Below are 18,265 nucleotides of genomic sequence, written 5' to 3' on the forward strand. Positions count from 1 at the left end.
AAACCTTTCGACCCAACCGCTCACGGTGCTTGACTCGGATAACAGTATCTACAGGATGAGCGCCCGATCCACGGCCGGAGCCCGGATTGGTCTTCTGACCCCGACAGCCACCTGTATCGAAGCCGGCGGACTACGACGGCCGCGTCGCGGCCAAGGCTGCTCCCACCGAGGTGTGCGCTAACCGCTCCCCCGCATGGTGCGATGCAAAACGTAACCTTTCGGTCACTTTCTGCATGACTTATTACCGGCCGTCCGCGTCCATGTTGCGTAGCATCAATTCCATCGCGCGGCCGTCGCTGCGCAGCGATCCGGAGTCCCGAAATGCTGAAGTCCCTCGCCCGATTTTCCCTGCCCCTGCTGGCGCTGCTGGCCATGAACGGTGCCCGCGCCGAAGACTGCGCCGACACCAGTTTCTCCGGCGTCGCCGCCAGCGCCTGCGTCGGTGCGCGGCCGAACAACATCAACGGCGCCACGGCCGAAACCGACTTCCTCGCGACCACCTTCGGCGGCAGCTGGACTTTCGTCGGCTCGACCGACAGCACCGGTTTCGGTCCCTTCTCGTCGAACCCGAGCGGCGCCACCTCGGGCACGCTGAACTTCGACAGCGCGGTCAGTGGCCGCATCGTGATCGGCCTGAAGGCGGCCAATCAGCACAGCTTCTACTACTTCGACCTGGCCGCCCCGGTCACCTCGCTGAGCTTCGACACCACCGCCGGCATCGCGACCAACGTCAGGGGCAACGCGCAGAACCTGTCGCACGCCATCCTGTACGCCGGCAGCCCGCTGCCGGTGCCCGAGCCGGCGAGCTGGGCACTGCTGGCCGCCGGTCTGGGCGTGATCGGCGCGATCGCCCGTCGCCGCGTCTGAGCACCGTACCCGGCTCGAACCGACGCCCCGCACCGCGGGGCGTTTTCTTTTGCGCGCGCTGTCAGCGCAGCACGCGGTCGCGCGTTATGCGGCCGTCCAACCGCCTGCACTCGTCGTGAATCCAGCCGCCGCCCGCCGCAACATCCCCGCCTTCCTGCTGTTCGTCCTGATCGCGCTATACGTCCTGCTGTGCTTCGACCAGCACGGTCTAAGCAATGACGAGGAGGTACAGCACGTCTATGGCCGGCTGCTGCTCGATTACTACCGTTCCGGTCTGACCGACCTCGCGGCCTTCCAGTACAAGAACCTCTACCTCTACGGCGGCCTGTTCGACCTGCTCGCCGCTTCGGCCGAACGGCTGCTGCCGGCGATGAATGTGTGGGATCTGCGGCATCTGCTGACCGCGCTGTTCGGTCTCGGCGGCCTGTTCGCCGTGTATCGCACGGCGCGCCTGCTGGCCGGTGAGGCGGCTGCGCTGAGCGCGGTCGGGCTGCTGATGCTGACCGGCGCCTGGGGCGGCGCGCTGTTCACGCACACCAAGGACATCCCCTTCGCCGCCTGCATGGCGTGGGCGACGCTGTGCATCGTGCGGCTGGTGCCGTTGATGCCGCGCCCGCCGCTGGCGCTCGTGCTGCAACTGGGTGCGGCCATCGGCTGTGCCTTCGGGCTGCGCGTCGGCGCGGTGTTCGCGGTGATGGCGCTGGGGCTGACCGTGGTCGCGGTCAGCGCGCTGTCAGCGGGCGACCTGCGCACGCGGGCGGCTCATCTGCTGCGCTCGATCGCCAGCCTGCTGCCTGCCGTGCCGGTCGCACTGGCGCTGATGGCGCTGTGCTGGCCGTGGTCGGTGCAGGCGCCCGGCAATCTGTTCAAGGCGCTCACCACCTTCTCTCACTTCACTTTCGACCTGTACACGGTGCTCGATGGCGAGGTGATGAAGATCGGCGAGGTGCCACGTCATTACCTGCCGCTCTACCTCGCCGCCCGACTGCCCGAGCTGGCGCTGGCCGGGCTGCTGCTCGCCGCCGCTGGCGCGCTGACGGCGCCGCGGCGCGTCGACGGGCTGCGCTGGCTGCCGGTGCTGCTGGCCGCGCTGCTGCCGCTGGCGCTCGCACTGGCCACACGGCCGACGCTGTACAACGGCATCCGCCATTTCACCTTCCTGCTGCCGCCACTGGCGGTGATCTCGGCCGCCGGCCTGCGCGCCGCCGGGCGCTGGTCGCGTGCGCGACCGGCCACGACCGCCGCGTTCGCGCTGCTGTGTGCGGCCGGCGTCGCCGTGCCGCTGTACGACATGGCGCGGCTCGCCCCCTATCACTACGTGAACTACAACCGGCTGGCCGGCGGCTTCGCTGGCGCGCCGGACCGCTGGGAAACCGACTACTGGTCGGACGGCGTGCGCGAGGCGGCGGCGCTGCTTCGCGCGCGCATCGACGCCGAACCGGCGCCGGCCGAACCGTGGCAGGTGGCGGTGTGCGCCGAATCGCTGCAGGCACAGGCCTGGCTGCCGACGGAGCGCTACGTCGTCACCCGCGACTGGGTGCGGGCGGACTTCTTCATTTCGACCACGCACATGCGCTGCGACGAAGTGCTGCGCGGCGACGAGATCGCACGCGTCGAGCGCGCCGGACTGACACTGACCGTGGTGAAGGACCGCCGCACGCTGCCACCCGAACTGCGCCGCCCGCTGCGCTGAAGGCGGCGCTACACTCGGCCACCCCGCAACCGGCGCGATCGTCATGAGTGCATCCACCCCACCCGTTGCCCGCCACTTCCGCCAGATCCTGATGTGGCCGCTGCGGCTGATGCCGATGCGCGCCGGCGACCAGGTACAGCGGCATTCGGAAGCGCTGGCGGCGATCACCGAGAACAACCCCTGGCGCGAACAGCGCGACGAATTCACCGGCGCGCCGACCGATTTCCACGAGCGCCACTACCGCGAATTCGTCACCTTCCTGCCGCACGTTCAGCGCTTCCTCTACGGCCAGGGGCGTTCCAGCGCGACCTTGCGCGGCTACGGCGAATCGCCGATCCGCGTGTTCCGCCGGCACGACATCGCCGCCGTCCGCTTGGGCTGCGAGGACGGCAGCACGCTGGACCTGACGGTGCAGCACATCGACCTCTATTTCTTCTATGACGTCGATGTGGTGCTGCTGGTGCTGGAGGTGTATGCCGACGACCTGCCGCTGCCGCGCGTGCAGGAACTGCTGTTCCGTTTTGGCCGCGCCTTCCCCGCAAAGTGGACCAACGGCGACAGCAACGACAGTCGCGCCGCCCAGTGCATGCGCAGCGTGCAGTGGCTGGGGCGCGACGGCGAGGTGCTGGCCGAATCCGACTACGGCGACCGCGAACGCTATCTGCGCCACGTGTGGGAACACCGCGCATCGGCCATCGGCAAGCACTGGGAATACCTGCTCAGCCCGATGGTGCTGCACCACTCGGAAGCCGACGGCGACATCCGCTACCGCCAGCTGGAATATCACCGCCAGCCGAAGATGACCTTCCTGTCCTTCGACGACCCGTTCGCGCTGACGCGCGAAGACTTCGTCCGGCTGGGTCAGGCGACGCAGCCGGACGACGGCCGGCCGCTGCCCTATTCGGAAGAGGTGATGTCGGAGTTCGAACGCACGTCCTGCTACGACCGCTTCTGGGTGCCCGGCCGGCGCAGCGAGAACGCGAGCACGCGCGTCATCTGCACCGGGCCGTCCATGGTGATGGTGGGCATGCACGGACTGAGCGGCTATTCCGATCCGCAGAACGGCCTGCTGGCCGAATTCCGCCACCAGTACTTCCTGATCGGCCTGATCGCCCACTTCCACCGCGCTTCGCTGCTGATGCTGATGGATCGCCTGGTGGTCGCAGTGAGCCTGCTCGACGCCGACGAGGCGGACTCGCGCCGTCGCTTCAAGCGCAGCATCCGCCAGACCATGGAAATCTTCCTGCGCTTCAGCCACCGCTACTGGTTCGGCGAGGTATCGAAGCAGTCGATGGCCAAGGACCTCTTCGACATGTGGACCCGCAACCTCGGCAACGACGCGCTGTACGACGAGCTGCGCGCCGAAATACTCGACATGGACAACTACCTGGAGGCCGACGACAGCCGCCGCCAGAACGAAACGCTGCTGCGGCTGACCGTGGTGACCATCTTCGGTCTGGTCGGCACCATCGTCACCGGTTTCCTTGGCATGAACATTTTCGACGGCCCGCCGACCACGCTGCTCGGCAAGATCGGCGCCGTCGTCGTGGTGGCGATCCCGACGCTGGTGCTCACCTTCTACACACTGAAGAAATCGAGCGCGCTGTCGGAATTTTTCGACGCGGTGTCGGATGACACGCTGACGCCGCGGCAGAAGGTGCGCGCCTTCCTGCGCATCTGGCGACCGCGCAGCAGCGCGGCCGGCCGCCGCCGCAACGACCGCATCGCCGCGGCCGCGCGCACGCGCCCCTGAGACAGGGGACGATCAGAAACTGTAGCCGGCGCTGACCCAGACGCGCGGCAGGCGGTCCTTGGTGTCCGACTCCGGCGCGCCGCCGGACAGGCGCCAGGCGAACGAGGCGTCGAAGTTCCAGCCGCCATCGCGCGCACGCAGACCGAAGCCGGCGCCGCTGATCGAGCGGTTGTTATCGATCGCCTGCCAGCGGCGGGCGTCGGTGCGAACGCGACCGATGTCATAGAAGCCGTAGGGACTGAGCGCACCGTGCGTCCAGCGCAGTTCGACCTGCGCCAGCGCGCCCTCGTCACCGTAGCCCTCGCCCACCGGGTAGGCACGCACGCCGTTCGGCCCGCCGAGGCCGAACCCTTCCGACGAGTCGAGATTGCGGCTCGCCCACTGCGCCGACAGCCGGCCGAACAGATTGAAGCCGGCCGGCAGCAGCTGCAGTCGGGCGACATCGAGGTTATAACGGCTGAAACCGCCCTCGGTGCGCGCCGTCGTGCGATCGAGCGCAGCCAGGCCGCTGTCGAGATCGAGACGACCGGGCGTCCAGGCGAGCGCGCCGTAGGTCATGCCGCCGCCGCCCAGACCGTCGCGCAGATCGAAGCCCAGCGTGACCGGAAGTGCGTGACTGGACTTGTCGCTGCTGCTCAGCGTTGCGCCCTGTCTGTCGTTCAGGTCCTTGTACTGCAGGTTGACCGACAGATTGACGTTGGCGCGCTGCGAACGCAGCAGCGGATAGCTCAGCCCGGCGCTGGCCGTCTTCGCCGTGCCGCTGGCATCGAGCGCCGCGAAATCGCGTTCAAGCTGATAGTAGGTGTGTGCGTAGGCGAACTGCGCGCGCAGGCCCGACACGCCCACCGGCAGGCTGTAGCCGGCGTGCCCGAACCACATGCCCTCCTGCGTGAGCAGGCCGCGCAGCAGGAACTGGTCGCCCAGCATGAAAGGACTGTCGACGCCGAGATTGACGCGCGCGCGGCCCTGCCCGGTATAGCGGTTGCCGTGGTTGTCCAGCCCCACTTCGAGTGCATAGCGCCGCTCGCGCTCGACGCGCACGATCATGTCGCCGGTGCCGAGTTCCTGCCCCGGACGGATGATGGGCACCGCCCGGACACCGGGCAGATCGTCGAGCAGCAGGGCGGTGCGTTCGAGCGCCCCGCCTTCGATCACGTCGCCTGTCTGCAGCGGCACCAGGAAACGCTGCGCCCCGGTGGCCAGGTCGGCCTCGCCGTCGGCGCGTACCTGACCGTAACGCCCTTCGATGACCTCGATGCGCAGCGCGCCGTCGCGCATCGCCTGCGCCGGCAGGAAGGCGCGCGCGAACGGGTAGCCGGCACTGCGGTAGAACGCCGACACGCGGGCGGCCAGCTCGCGCAGGCCCGCCAGATCGAACTCGCGGCCGACGACGTCGCCGAGCGCTGCCCGCAGGGCCGCCTCGTCGAACACGGTATTTCCGCTGAAGCCGACCGACTGCAGCGTGACGCGAACGCCGCCCTCAGGAGCGACGGCGGCGTCCGACGGCGGTTCTATCGTTATGTCGGGTGACGGCCGGGGCGCCTGCACCGGCGGCACGGTTTCCTGCAGCGTGCGTCCGGCGTCCGGTGCCACCTGGGCGTGGAGCGGAAGCGAGAGCACAAGCGCGCTGGCGAGCGCCGTAGTACGGATCAAAGCCATGAGGTCGGTTCGGTCAGTTTGAAAATGACGGTGTCAGTGTACTGCGATGCCTGTACGCATTCGACCCGCGTACTGACATCGCTCGCCTGACTCGCCAGTCTGCGCTCTATTCGCGCTCGGTCCCGGCAGTTTCTGGCAACAGCACGCCACCGTCGACGACAAAGACCTTGAGCATGCCGAGCGCATCGGCCGACTGCGACACTTGGGCCAGCAGCGCGCTGTCGCCGCCGTCCTGGTCCTGCGCGTCTCCGGTCTGCGATGTGCCGCCCCCCTGCGCCTCGCTGCCCGTCTGCTGCGAGCGGATCTCCGTCACCTGCAGGCTGCCGATGGAGCCGACGCGGTTGCCCGCAGCCGGCACGTTGCCGGCGGCGACCGACGGCAGCACCGGCGTCGCCGGCGGCTGCACGGTCACGGTCTGCTGCTGTGCGTTCTGCACTGCGGCGTCAAGCGGCGGGCGCGTGTTGACGGGCGGCTGCGGCGCTGGCGGACGCACGCCGGCCGACGTCGATACCTGGCTCACGATGTTGTCGAGCAGCGCAACCGGGCCGGCCGCGTAGTACCAGGTCATGCCATTGCTCTGCCCGGGTGCGAGATCCTGCAGCCGGATGAACAGTGCATAGGAGCCGTCCTCGGCTCGCGGGTTTCCGCTGCCATCGACACCGCGGGCGATGAGCGAAGTGCGCGGATCGATGCCGGTCGCGTTGGAGAAGCTGCAGCAGGTCGAGATCGAGGTGTCGGCGCCGTCGGACGTCGAGTAGAACAGCACGGCGGCACCGGTCAGGCCGTCGTTGAATTCGGTGATCTTGAGCGCCTTGGACTGGGTGTTCTGCGTGGCGATCTGTTCGAAGCCGTCGGCGGTCAGGTTGCCCTTGAACTTGAACTGGCTGTCGCGGGTCGCGATGTAGTCGTCCTGCGTGCCCACCCACAGCCGCACATTGCCGAGAGAACCGGCCAGATCGAGATTGGTGACCGCGGTATCGGCCTTCAGGAAGGAGGCGGTCGCGCCCAGCGTGTAGGTGTTGGTCACGCGCACCGTGCTGCCGCCACCCGGATAAAGGATGTCGATCGCCGACACGATGACGCCGCTGCCTTCGCGGTAGCCACTGATGTCCAGACTGCGCGCGGTGACGGCCGGCAGCAGGTTGTTGTTGGAGCCAAGTATCTCGCCGTTGCGATTCCAGCTCGACGTGCCGTCGCCGCCAACGCCCAGTTCGAGATTGAGCGGGAAGCTGCTGAAGGTGAGCTTGAACCAGCCGTTGCGGGTCACGCCGTTGACGACCGAGGTGTTGTCGAAATACCAGGGCTGCAGCAACTGCCCTTCGTTGTTGATCGACGCCTGCGTGCCGTTGCCGAAACGCAGCAGGCCGTTGTCGAACACCAGGTTGCGCACGGCGCCAGCCGAACCCTTCTGCCAGGTAAAGGCCGAAGCGGCCGGAATCAGCACCTTCGAGCCGCTGGCTACCTGGTAGCTGCTGCCGGCGCCGTCGCTGCTGGCCTGACCGTAGGCGAAATGCAGCGAACCGGTACCGGTCGCTTCCAGTGTCGCGTTGATCAGGATGTTGTTGTGCGCACTCAGCGACAGCTTGTTCGAACTCCAGCTGATCGGCGCATTGACCGTGATGTTGCCGGCTGCACCGCCGGCAGCGGCGGTGGCGATGCTGACATCGGTGCCGCCATTCAGCGTGGACGCAATCGTGTTGGCGGAGATGCAGTTGGTGCCGGTACAGCTGGCAGCGGCGATCGTGATGTCGGTCGGATCGATGAGCCACAGGCCGGATGCGCCCGCGGGCGCTGCAGCGGTGACGACGAGGTCGGGCGCCAGATCGATCTGCGCCGCGCTGGTTTCGATGAAGCCGCCGTCGCCACCGTCCGGTGCGCTGGCGTCCAGCCGGCCGGACACCGCGATGCGGCCGTTCTCCATGTCGCCGAGCAGCACGATCTCGCCGGATTCTCCGGTCGCCAGCGTGCGTGCTTCGATGACGCCGCTGTGGTTGATCACCGTGGACACCAGGTCACCGGCGGCACGGGCGGTCAGCATGACCTGCCCGCCGTCGGCACGGATGGCGCCGCCATTGACGATGAGCGCATCCAGCGCAGCTTCGTTCAACTGGAGTTTGACCGGGCCGCCCAGATCCAGCGTCACCGTCGCGCCGGCACCAAGCAGGACGCGACCGGCGTTGGCGGTGAGCGTACCTTCGTTGATCACCCGGGCGGCGACCAGCGCAATCGTGCCGCCGTCAGCGGCGCGGATATTGCCCTGGTTGATGACCGCATTCGCGCTGGCGCCGGAGAGGCGGTAGCGGTCCGGCCCCTCCTCGCTCATGTCCAGCGTCGACGCGACGATGCCGCCGACATTCACCTGGGCGCTGGGCGAGAACAGCACACCGTTCGGGTTGATCAGGAACACCTGACCGTTGGCGTTCAAGGCGCCCTGGATCACCGACACCTCGCCACCGGTCACGCGGTTCAACGCGACCGACGCGGCCGAGGGCTGCACGAAATTGACGGTGTGGCCGGCACCGATCGAAAAACCCGCCCAGTCGATGGCCAGTCGCGCGCTGTCCTGCTGCACGGTCATCGTGCTGCCCGACTGCGTGACGGCGCCGCTTCCGGACACGATCTGACCGCCGGTCGGCAGGTCGGCTGCGCTTGCATGGGCGCAGTACCAGACCCCGGCGATCAGCAGGAGGCCGGCCGTGAGCCGGGTCAGCGGCAGAGGCGGACGAGCCGCACCAGGGGCGGCGATGGAAGTTGCGCGAGCGGGGGCTGGGCTGGGCATGATTCGGGGTCCTCGAAAGTCGGCCTACTCACCGCTTAACGTCGCCCGCCCCTCGGGCTTGAGCACAGGACACCGAATGAATCAATGCAATCCGCCACACCCTTGATCGGAGTCAAGCGGCGGCGACGCGGCGACCGCCGCGCGCTCAGTCCGCCTCGCCACTCTCCGGCGGGGTCACCGGCAGTTCGGGCACCGGCGCGTCGGCGGGCGGTGTTTCCGGCGGCAGCTCGGCTTCGGCGATTTCCTCCGCCAGTTCTTCCTCCGACACCGCGGCAGCGCCGGTCAGCGCCGCCAGATCGCCGACCCAGCGGGCGCGGGCATCGTTGTCGAGCAGATGGATGTGCTCCACCTCGACCTCGACCCGCGAGCGCGGATCGCGCGCCGGCAGGCTGGGGCAACGCAGTACCAGCGGAATCTGCTCCAGCCGCACCAGCGATTCGCGCAGCACGATGGCCGACAGCGGCGAGGTATCGCCAGCCGCCGCCCGCTGACGCAGCCAGCGCAGGCACCAGTAGCGCTCCATCGCGCGCTGGAAGTCGGCGTAGGCGGCGTACACCAGCTCGAAGTCGCGCAGCGCCGACAGCAGCGCTTCCGACTTCGGCGGGAACACTGGCGGCTCGCCGCGCAGCAGCGTGATCATCTGCCACTGATTCACCAGGTCGACGTAGCGGCGCAGCGGCGAGGTCGACCAGGCGTAGCAGTCGACGCCCAGCCCTTCGTGCGGTGCGGCCACCGTGGTCATGCGCACCTTGCCGGCGCCCTGGGCGCGGTACAGCGCCGGGATGCCGGCGTCGCGCAGATCGGCGCCCCAGGTGTTGTTGGCGACGATCATCAGTTCGGCCACCAGCTTGTCCAGCGGGCTGCCGCGCGCACGGCGCAGGATGTCGACACGGCCCTCGCCGTCTTCGGTCGTCTGTTCCCAATCGACGTAGAAGTTGAAATCCATCTGGCCGCCGTTGGCCGACGGCTTGCCGCGACCGGCTTCGAGCACTTCGGCCAGACGCCACAGCAGCAGCAGTTCGTCGCGCCACTCGAAGTCCGGCAGTTCGCCGGCCGTCAGCGTGTCGTCGTTGAACAGCGGCTCGATCTCGTGATGACGCAGGTTGGCGACCACGGCAACGCGTTCGATGCGGGTCTGCTTCGCCGTCACCCGCAGATCGGTCTCGACATCGAGGTAGAGCGACAGCGCCGGGCAGTCGCGCCCGGCGGCCAGCGTGTAGGCGTCGACCGCCTCGTCCGGCAGCATGGTGATCTTGCGACCGGGGAAATAGACGGTCGACAGCCGGTTGCGCGCGATGTCGGCCAGCGCACTGCCGGGCTGTATCGCCAACGACGGCGCGGCGATGTGGATGCCGACGCGCCAGCCGCCGCCCTCCTTCGGGCGCACCGAGAAGGCGTCGTCGATCTCGGTGGTGGTGGCGTCGTCGATCGAGAAGGCGCGCACGCCGGCGTCCGGCAAATCGCCAGCGGGCGGCACTTCGTGCGTCGGGAAGTCGGTGCCCTTCGGGAAGTACTCGAACAGGAAGCGGCCGAGGTGATAGTCGTGGCTGGACGCGAAGGCACCGGCCTTCGCCATCAGCCCCACCACCGACAGGCCGGCGGCCGCGGCAGCGGCTTCGACTGCCTTGGTTTCGAGGCGGTTGCGGTCCGGCTTGTACAGGATCTGCGTCGCACAGGCGGCAATCTCCGGCGGCGTGCGCCCGGCCTGCAGTTCGGCGCTCCAGTGCTCGATCTGCTCCTGCTGCAGCCGCTTCTTTTCCAGGCCGGCGAGCGCGGCCTTCAGGATGTCCGGTGGCGCCTTGCGGAAGCGACCGCGGCCCTTGCGATGGAAGTAGATCGGAGCGGCGTGCAGGCACAGCAGGATGGCGGTCGACTGCACGGCATCCGGTGCGGTGCCGTGGTATTCGCGGGCCAGTTCCTCGAAGGCGAACTCGTCGTCGCCACACACTTCCCACAGAAAGGGCGCGTCGAGATCGGCCGCCTGCGTTTCGGCGGCCGCCAGCAGCGCGGACGGCTCGGGGCTGGCAAAACGCAGCAGCACATTGGCCGCCTTCACCTTTGAGCGCTTGCCGCTCGGCAGTTCGACCTGCAGCGAGGACACGCTGTCGGTCATCACGGAGCCGGCGCGGAAATGGCCGTCCTCTTCGAAAAGAACATTCATGAAACGGGTCGGCAGGGATACGGCCCGTGATTATCGTTGAAAGCGCGCAGCCGCTGTCGCATCGCGGCAAAAAGCCTCGGGCCGGTAACCGGGGGCGGCTACAATCGCCTGCCAGCCCGCCGCCCGGCAGGCCCGACCCGGATGTGCTGCACGTGGCCGACGCCGACGAAATCCTTCACCACGACGCGATGCAAGAGCGCCTGCAAGAGGTGAGGACGCTGCTCGACCGTCAGAAGCGGGTCGAAAGCCTGGTGCACCGGCAGGAGATGCCGCGTCACGAACTGGTCGAGACGCTGGTGGCCAAGCAGCATCACAACGAGCTGACCAAGAAGCTCGACGCGATGCACCCGGCCGACATCGCCTACATCCTGGAAGCGCTGCCGCCGGACGACCGCCTGCTGGTGTGGGACCTGGTGCGCGCCGAGCGCGACGGCGAAATCCTGCTCGAAGTGTCGGACGCGGTCCGCGAGACGCTGATCGACGCGATGGAGCCGAAGGAGCTGGTCGCCGCGGTCGAACAGCTCGACGCCGACGAACTGGCCGACCTCGCGCCCGACCTGCCGACCGAAGTCATGCAGGACGTGTTCAGCTCGCTCGACCACGAGGAGCGCGAACAGCTGCGTGCGGCAATGTCCTACCCGGAGGACTCGGTCGGTGCGCTGATGGATTTCGACATGGTCACGGTACGCGAGGACGTGACACTGGAAGTCGTGCTGCGCTACCTGCGCCTGTTCGACGAACTGCCGGACCACACCGACCAGATCTTCGTCATCGACCGCGACGACAAGCTGCGCGGCTCGCTGTCGCTGAACACGCTGCTGGTGAACGACGTCGACGTCGATGTGGCCAGCGTGATGCACGACCATCCGCTCGTGCTGCGCGCCTCGGACAGCGCCGAATCGGCCGCCCAGGCTTTCGAGCGCTACGACCTGGTGTCGGCGCCGGTGGTCGACCACCACGATCAGCTGATCGGCCGGCTCACCGTGAACGAGGTGATGGACTTCATCCGCGAGCAGTCGGAAGAGGAGCTGCTGGCGCACGCCGGTCTGCGCGAGGAGGAAGACATCTTCGCGCCCATCATGGATTCGGTGAAGAACCGTTGGGCCTGGCTGGCGATCAATCTGGTCACGGCCTTCTTCGCCTCGCGCGTGATCGGCGCTTTCGAAGGCTCGATCGAGAAGCTGGTGGCGCTGGCCGCGCTGATGCCCATCGTCGCCGGCATCGGCGGCAACTCCGGCAACCAGACCATCACGATGATCGTGCGCGCGATCGCTCTCGGTCAGCTGCAGCCGGAGGCGGCGCGCCGCCTCTACCGCAAGGAAATGGGCGTGTCGCTGATCAATGGCATCGTCTGGGGCGGCCTGCTCGGCCTGCTCGCCTGGTGGCTGTACGACTCGTGGGCGCTGGGCATGGTGATGACCGGCGCGATGACGCTGAACCTTCTGCTCGCCGCCTTTGTCGGTGTATCGGTACCTATGCTGCTGGCGCGCTACGGGCGCGACCCGGCAGTGGGCTCTTCGGTGCTGATCACCGCGGTGACCGATTCCGGCGGCTTCTTCATCTTCCTCGGGCTGGCCACCCTGTTCCTGATCTGAAGGACTTGCCATGCAGCTGCGCCTGTTCGCCTTCGGCCTCGCGATGATGATCGCCGGCACCTGCGCCGAAGCGGCTGACCGCATCGTCACCGTGCCCTGCGCCGAGGCCGGTACGCTGGAGTTCGACGTCCCCGAGGACTGGGCGGTGGACATCAGCCGGCACGACGCCCGCATGCCGCCGACGGTGACCGTCGCCGCGCCGGACGGCCAGGCGCAGTGGGTGGTGACCGCCGTGTGGAAGGCCGCCGACCGCAAGCCGCCGGCCACGCCGGACGAAATCCGCGCACGCGTCCGCCGCACCGCCGAAACGGTCGGCGCGGCGGCGGCGCCGCTGCAGGCGACGGCGACCGGCTTCTATTTCGACGCCGGCGGCAGCATCACGCCGGAACCCTATACCCGGCTGCGCCAGGGCATGCTGCGCGTCGGCGAACTGACGGTGAGCTTTACCGCGATGAGCGCGGAGGCGCGCGCAGGCGATCAGCAGACTGCGGTCGAACGGCTGACCGCGGCACGGCACCGTCCGTGAAGCGGCGGCTCAGGCCGCCCACAGCTTCCACAGCATGCGCGCGCACAGCACGACCAGCAGCGTCGCGAACACGCGCTTGAGCAAGGTGGCCGGCAGACGGTGAGCGGCGCGCGCACCCCAGGGCGTGGTGAACACGCTGGTGCATAGGATGGCGGCCAGCGCCGGCAGGTGCACATAGCCCAGCACCTGAGCCGGCATGCCCTGCACACCCCAGCCATTGACGACGTAGCCGACCGTGCCGCCGAGCGCGATCGGCAGGCCCAGCGCGGCAGAGGTGCCGATGGCGTTGCGGATGTCGCGGTTGCACCAGGTCAGGAAGGGCACCGTCATCGCACCGCCGCCGACCGCCACCAGCGCGGAAATGGTACCGATGCCGCCCCCTACCGCAATGAGGCCGGCCGGCCCCGGCAGCTGACGCGACGGCTTGGGCTTCAGTCCGACCAGCATGTTGATCGCGATGTAGGCGATGAATACCGCAAAGAACACCGACAGCGTCTGCGTAGAAACGAGACGCGCGATGAAGGTGCCGAGCGCGGTACCGAGCAGCACGCCCACCGTCATCAGCCGGACTACCGGCCAGTCGACGGCGCCGTGTGCGTGATGGGTGCGCAGGCTGACGAAGGCGGACACGACAATGGCCGCCATCGAGGTGCCCAGCGCCAGATGCAGGATGTGGTCCGGCGTCACCTGCTGCTGTTCGAACAGCATCACCAGTATCGGCACCAGCAGCGTGCCGCCGCCGATGCCCAGCATGCCGGCGAAGAAGCCGGCAACGGCACCGAGCACGAGACAGGCGAGGACGAAGTCGAGGCTGGGGAAGAAGTCCGGTATCAGCATCATGGTGCAGCGCAAAAGGCGCTATCTGAACACAGCACGCGCTGTCGCCGCAAAAGTGGCGTGGCGCAAAAACAAAACGGGGCGCCCGAAGGCGCCCCGCTGTGTCGTACAGTCGGCGACGATCAGCCAGCGATGGCCAGCTTGCCCTTCTTGTCCGACAAGGTGCGCGCCAGCAGCGACACCAGCGCGTAGACCGCGTCGATGTTGGGCGTCGGGATACCGGTGATGCGGCCCAGTTCGCGCACCGAGCCAACCAGCGCCTCGAACTCCAGCGGACGGCCGGCTTCGACGTCCTGCAGCATCGAGGTCTTGTGCGCACCGACCGCTTCGGCGCCGGCGATCCGCTTGTCCAGACCGATCTTGAATTCCACGCCCAGCTTCTCGCCGACCGCCTGCGCCTCGCGCATCATGTTGGCAGCGAGTTCGCGCGTCAGCGGGAAGCGGCAGATGTCTTCCAGCGTGGCATGGGTCAGCGCCGAAATCGGGTTGAAGCTCAGGTTGCCCCACAGCTTCACCCACATTTCGGAACGGATGTCCTTCGACACCGGCGACTTGAAGCCAGCGGCGATCATCGCCTGCGACAGCGCCTCGATGCGCGGCGAACGCGAACCGTCGAGCTCGCCCAGCGTGAAGCGGTTGCCCTCGATCAGCTTGATCACGCCCGGCTCGACCAGCTCGGACGCCGGATAGACGACCGAGCCGATCACGCGCTCGACCTCGATATTGGCGGCGACGATGCCGTCCGGATCGACCGAGGTGACCGGCGTGCCTTCGTAGTCGCCGCCCAGCTTGTGGAAATACCACCAGGGGATGCCGTTCTGCATGGTCACGACCATCGTGTCGGGGCCGAACAGCGCGCGCATGTCGGCCGCCACGTCCTTCACCTGATGCGCCTTCAGCGTCAGCAGGATGACGTCCTGCACGCCGGCGTCGGCCATCTTCTGCACGCCGCGGATGTTCGGGGCGTCTTCGACCGTGCCGTCCTCCAGGATCAGCGACATGCCCTTGGCCTGGATGGCGGCGAGGTTGGGGCCGCGCGCAATGCAAGTCACTTCATTGCCGGCGCGCGACAGCTTCACCGCCAGGTAACCACCGATGGCGCCTGCGCCAACGACTGCGATCTTCATCTTTTCATCTCCTTCAATGGCGCGGCGGGACGGCGCTTGCGCACCGGCCCGCCGTCATTCCGTCCCGCCGTCGTGGGGCGGACGGAATCAGTTCATGTCACGCACGGCCGCGCAGATAGTGCTTCAGCGCCGGCACGATGGGCCACAGCAGCATGGTGAAGGACAGCAGCATCAGACCGGCCACCAGCGGGTTGGCCCAGAAGATGTCGAGACTGCCCTGCGAGAGCAGCATGGACTGACGGAAGCTCGATTCGGCCATGTCGCCGAGCACCAGCGCAAGCACCAGCGGTGCGAGCGGGTAACGCAGCTTCTTGAACAGGTAACCGAACACGCCGAACACCAGCATCATCACCACGTCGAAGATGGAGCTGTGCACCGTGTAGGCACCGATCGCGCAGATCACGATGATGACCGGGCCGATCACCGAGAACGGGATGCGCAGGATGGCCGCCCACCAGGGCACCGTGGTCAGCACGACGATCAGGCCGACGATGTTGCCGAGGTACATCGACGCGATAAGGCCCCAGACGAAGTCCGGCTTCTCGGTGAACAGCAGCGGACCGGGCTGCAGACCCCAGATCAGCAGGCCGCCCAGCAGCACAGCGGCGGTCGGCGAACCGGGAATGCCCAGCGTCAGCATCGGCAGCAGCGCCGAGGTACCGGCGGCGTGCGCCGCGGTTTCCGGGGCCACCACGCCTTCGATATTGCCCTTGCCGAACGAGTCCTTGTCCTTCGCTCCCCGACGGGCCAGACCGTAGGCCATGAAGGAGGCCGGCGTCGCGCCACCCGGGGTGACGCCCATCCAGCAGCCCACCAGCACCGAGCGGATCGAGGTCTTCCAGTAGCGCAGCAGTTCCTTCCAGGTCTGCAGCACGACGTTGAGCTGGATCTTCGCGCTCTTGCCCTTGAAGGCCAGGCCCTCTTCCATCGTCAGCAGGATTTCGCCGATGCCGAACAGACCGATCACCGCGATCAGGAAGTCGAAGCCCTTCAGCAGCTCTGTGGTGCCGAAGGTCATGCGCAGCGTGCCGGTCACCGTGTCCATGCCGACCGCCGCCAGCGCGAAGCCGAGCGCCATCACGGCCAGCGTCTTGGCGGGTGGCTCCTTGCTCATGCCGACGAAGGAGCAGAAGGTGAGCATCTGCACCGCGAACATTTCCGCCGCCCCGAACTTCAGCGCGAACTTCGCCACCAGCGGGGCGAGGAAGGTGATCAGCAGCACGGCGAAGAAGGCGCCAACGAAGGACGACGTGAACGCCGCCGTCAGTGCGGCACCCGCCCGACCCTGCTGTGCCAGCGGGAAGCCGTCGAAGGTGGTGGCTACCGACCACGGTTCGCCCGGAATGTTGAACAGGATCGACGTGATCGCCCCGCCGAACAGCGCGCCCCAGTAGATGCAGGACAGCATGATGATGGCCGAGGTCTGGTCCATCGAAAAGGTCAGCGGCAGCAGGATGGCGATGCCGTTGGCACCGCCCAGGCCCGGCAGCACGCCGATCAGGATGCCCAGCGTGATGCCGAGCACCATGAAGCCCAGATTGGGCAGGGTCAGCGCGACGCTGAACCCGTGCATGAGGTTGTTGAGTTCTTCCATCTCGGTCTCGGGAATTTCGCGTTATGTCAGAAACCGAGCATCAGCTCGATCGGACCTTTGGGCAGCGGCACGAGGAACCAGCGCTCGAACAGCATGAAGGCTGCGAGCGGCACGCCGACTGCGGTCAGGGTGGTGGCAATGAGGCCGAACTTGCCGTGCACCTTCATGAAGAAGGCGATCAGCACCAGCGACGACACGTAGATGCCGAGATAGACGACAGCCACGATGTAGATGGTGAGCGGCACCAGCATCTGCATCACCGACTTCAGCTCGACCCAGGACGCGAACTGCGGCTGTGCCTTCTTGAAGCGTGTCAGTGCGCCGAACAGGATCCAGCCGCTGGATATGAGCAGGATGCAGCCGATGTAGAAGGGGAAATAGCCGGCGCGCGGGCCCTCACCCTCTTCCCAGCCGATGCCGACTCGGATGCTGTCGTTCACCACGATGATGCCGATGGCGAACAGGAAGAGCGCGACCAGGATTTCCGGCCAGCGGTTGGACATGCCGGCTTCAGCGGCGTCCTCGGATCGCTCCATCATGAATCTCCAGAAACTAAAAACAGGAAGTGAACATCTTCGCGGCACATCGAAACGAATACGGGCGGGATGACCCGCCCGTATTCGCACACTGCTACAGGCTGATTACTTGGCCAGGAAGCCTGCGTCCTTCATCAGGCCGTAGTGCATCGCTTCCGACTTGCCGACCCAGTCGGCAAATTCCTTGCCGCTCATGAAGGTCTGCTTGAACGCGCCCTTCTTCATGAAGTCGGCCCACTCCGGCGTCTCGCGCACCTTCTTGAACAGATTGACGTAGAAGTCGACCTGTTCCTGCGTGACACCCGGCGCCAGGAACACGCCGCGCAGCATCAGGTACTCGATCGGTACGCCGGCGCTCTTGCAGGTCGGGATGTCGCCCCAGGCCTGGGTCGCGGTCACCTTCTCGTTGTACGGCAGCTTTTCACTGTCCATGATGCACAGCGGACGCAGCTTGCCGCCACGCCAGTGGGCTTCCGCCTCGATCGGGTTGTTCACCGTCGAATTGACGTGACCGCCGACCAGTTGCACCGCCACGTCGCCACCGCCCTTGAACGGCACGTAAGTCATCTTCTTGCCGGTCGCCTTGTCGATCATCGCGGTGATGATCTGGTCTTCCTGCTTCGACCCGGTACCGGCCATCTTGAAGGTGTTGGCCGGCTTGGCCTTGATGTCGTCGATGTATTCCTTGGCCGTCTTGTACGGCGCATCGGCGTTCACCCACAGCACGAACTGGTCGAGCGCCAGCATCGCGCCCGGGGTCAGGTCACGCCAGTTGAACGGGACACCGGTCGCCAGCGGCGTGGTGAACAGGTTCGACAGGGTGATGATGATCTTGTGCGGGTCGCCCTTGGCGCCCTTCACTTCGAGGAAACCTTCCGCGCCGGCACCGCCGGACTTGTTGACGACGACCAGCGGCTGGGCCATCAGCTTGTTCTTGGCCACGACGCCCTGGATGAAACGGGCCATCTGGTCGGCGCCGCCACCGGTACCGGCCGGCACGACGAACTCGACCGGCTTGGTCGGTTCCCAGGCATTCGCGGCACCGGTCAGACCGATGGTCGCGATGGCGGTCACGAGGGCGCGGCCGGCCCACTTTCCGAGTTTGGTCATGTGCAAGTCTCCTTTATTGTTGATGCGG

At 67.1% G+C, this 18,265-nt stretch carries 13 protein-coding genes; 5 read left to right on the plus strand and 8 right to left on the minus strand.

The genetic code is table 11. From position 1 onward, the window contains the following. Positions 1-321: 321 nt before the first annotated feature. The 3 genes from IV112_RS19085 (at position 322) to IV112_RS19095 (ending at position 4,313) form a co-directional block, all read left to right on the plus strand. Positions 322-867 carry a PEPxxWA-CTERM sorting domain-containing protein gene (locus tag IV112_RS19085; RefSeq protein ID WP_304006254.1) on the plus strand — a complete coding sequence of 182 codons (546 nt, stop codon included), beginning with the start codon at positions 322-324 and terminating at the stop codon, positions 865-867. Between the two features lie 115 nt (positions 868-982). Further along, complete coding sequence (locus IV112_RS19090) at positions 983-2,560, plus strand: ArnT family glycosyltransferase (RefSeq protein WP_304006256.1); 1,578 nt, start codon at positions 983-985, stop codon at positions 2,558-2,560. Between the two features lie 43 nt (positions 2,561-2,603). Beyond that, positions 2,604-4,313: a CorA family divalent cation transporter gene (locus IV112_RS19095; RefSeq protein WP_304006259.1), complete on the plus strand. Its 1,710-nt coding sequence runs from the start codon at positions 2,604-2,606 to the stop codon at positions 4,311-4,313. A 12-nt stretch (positions 4,314-4,325) separates the two neighbouring features. Here the strand turns inward: IV112_RS19095 and IV112_RS19100 are convergent, their stop codons facing one another. The 3 genes from IV112_RS19100 to IV112_RS19110 form a co-directional block, all read right to left on the minus strand. Continuing rightward, positions 4,326-5,972 (minus strand): ShlB/FhaC/HecB family hemolysin secretion/activation protein, encoded by a 1,647-nt coding sequence (locus IV112_RS19100; RefSeq protein ID WP_304006262.1) that lies wholly within the window; start codon positions 5,970-5,972, stop codon positions 4,326-4,328. Between the two features lie 106 nt (positions 5,973-6,078). Next, on the minus strand, positions 6,079-8,751 hold the full coding sequence (locus IV112_RS19105) for a two-partner secretion domain-containing protein (protein WP_304006265.1): 2,673 nt from the start codon (positions 8,749-8,751) through the stop codon (positions 6,079-6,081). 145 nt (positions 8,752-8,896) lie between these two features. Beyond that, the gene (locus IV112_RS19110; protein WP_304006268.1) at positions 8,897-10,912 is read right to left on the minus strand and encodes a ribonuclease catalytic domain-containing protein; all 2,016 of its coding nucleotides are present in this window, start codon (positions 10,910-10,912) and stop codon (positions 8,897-8,899) included. 152 nt (positions 10,913-11,064) lie between these two features. On the opposite strand from IV112_RS19110, the gene mgtE reads away from it, so the two are divergent. Continuing rightward, entirely contained in the window at positions 11,065-12,507 is a 1,443-nt protein-coding gene (gene mgtE / locus IV112_RS19115; protein WP_024300664.1) for a magnesium transporter, read from the plus strand. Positions 12,508-12,517: 10 nt separating this feature from the next. Then, positions 12,518-13,033 carry a hypothetical protein gene (locus IV112_RS19120; protein ID WP_304006269.1) on the plus strand — a complete coding sequence of 172 codons (516 nt, stop codon included), beginning with the start codon at positions 12,518-12,520 and terminating at the stop codon, positions 13,031-13,033. Positions 13,034-13,042: 9 nt separating this feature from the next. Here the strand turns inward: IV112_RS19120 and IV112_RS19125 are convergent, their stop codons facing one another. The 5 genes from IV112_RS19125 to IV112_RS19145 form a co-directional block, all read right to left on the minus strand. Further along, entirely contained in the window at positions 13,043-13,873 is an 831-nt protein-coding gene (locus tag IV112_RS19125) for a sulfite exporter TauE/SafE family protein (RefSeq protein WP_029143494.1), read from the minus strand. A 119-nt stretch (positions 13,874-13,992) separates the two neighbouring features. Then, complete coding sequence (locus IV112_RS19130) at positions 13,993-14,997, minus strand: 2-dehydropantoate 2-reductase (protein WP_020163218.1); 1,005 nt, start codon at positions 14,995-14,997, stop codon at positions 13,993-13,995. A gap of 97 nt (positions 14,998-15,094) precedes the next feature. Continuing rightward, positions 15,095-16,591, minus strand: coding sequence for a tripartite tricarboxylate transporter permease (locus IV112_RS19135; RefSeq protein WP_020163217.1), 1,497 nt, complete (start codon positions 16,589-16,591; stop codon positions 15,095-15,097). Positions 16,592-16,617: 26 nt separating this feature from the next. After that, positions 16,618-17,130 (minus strand): tripartite tricarboxylate transporter TctB family protein, encoded by a 513-nt coding sequence (locus IV112_RS19140; RefSeq protein WP_019915529.1) that lies wholly within the window; start codon positions 17,128-17,130, stop codon positions 16,618-16,620. Between the two features lie 102 nt (positions 17,131-17,232). Further along, on the minus strand, positions 17,233-18,237 hold the full coding sequence (locus tag IV112_RS19145) for a Bug family tripartite tricarboxylate transporter substrate binding protein (RefSeq protein WP_020163215.1): 1,005 nt from the start codon (positions 18,235-18,237) through the stop codon (positions 17,233-17,235). Between the last annotated feature and the right edge of the window lie 28 nt (positions 18,238-18,265).

Source organism: Methyloversatilis discipulorum (assembly GCF_018780585.1).
Classification (GTDB): Bacteria; Pseudomonadota; Gammaproteobacteria; order Burkholderiales; family Rhodocyclaceae; genus Methyloversatilis; species Methyloversatilis discipulorum_B.

Bases quoted from the DNA above. Each gene is read 5' to 3' on its own strand.
- IV112_RS19100 (WP_304006262.1), bottom strand. From the start codon at position 5,972: ATGGCTTTGATCCGTACTACGGCGCTCGCCAGCGCGCTTGTGCTCTCG.
- IV112_RS19140 (WP_019915529.1), bottom strand. From the start codon at position 17,130: ATGATGGAGCGATCCGAGGACGCCGCTGAAGCCGGCATGTCCAACCGC.
- IV112_RS19135 (WP_020163217.1), bottom strand. From the start codon at position 16,591: ATGGAAGAACTCAACAACCTCATGCACGGGTTCAGCGTCGCGCTGACC.
- IV112_RS19110 (WP_304006268.1), bottom strand. From the start codon at position 10,912: ATGAATGTTCTTTTCGAAGAGGACGGCCATTTCCGCGCCGGCTCCGTG.
- IV112_RS19105 (WP_304006265.1), bottom strand. From the start codon at position 8,751: ATGCCCAGCCCAGCCCCCGCTCGCGCAACTTCCATCGCCGCCCCTGGT.
- IV112_RS19085 (WP_304006254.1), top strand. From the start codon at position 322: ATGCTGAAGTCCCTCGCCCGATTTTCCCTGCCCCTGCTGGCGCTGCTG.
- IV112_RS19125 (WP_029143494.1), bottom strand. From the start codon at position 13,873: ATGATGCTGATACCGGACTTCTTCCCCAGCCTCGACTTCGTCCTCGCC.
- IV112_RS19095 (WP_304006259.1), top strand. From the start codon at position 2,604: ATGAGTGCATCCACCCCACCCGTTGCCCGCCACTTCCGCCAGATCCTG.
- IV112_RS19120 (WP_304006269.1), top strand. From the start codon at position 12,518: ATGCAGCTGCGCCTGTTCGCCTTCGGCCTCGCGATGATGATCGCCGGC.
- IV112_RS19145 (WP_020163215.1), bottom strand. From the start codon at position 18,237: ATGACCAAACTCGGAAAGTGGGCCGGCCGCGCCCTCGTGACCGCCATC.
- IV112_RS19130 (WP_020163218.1), bottom strand. From the start codon at position 14,997: ATGAAGATCGCAGTCGTTGGCGCAGGCGCCATCGGTGGTTACCTGGCG.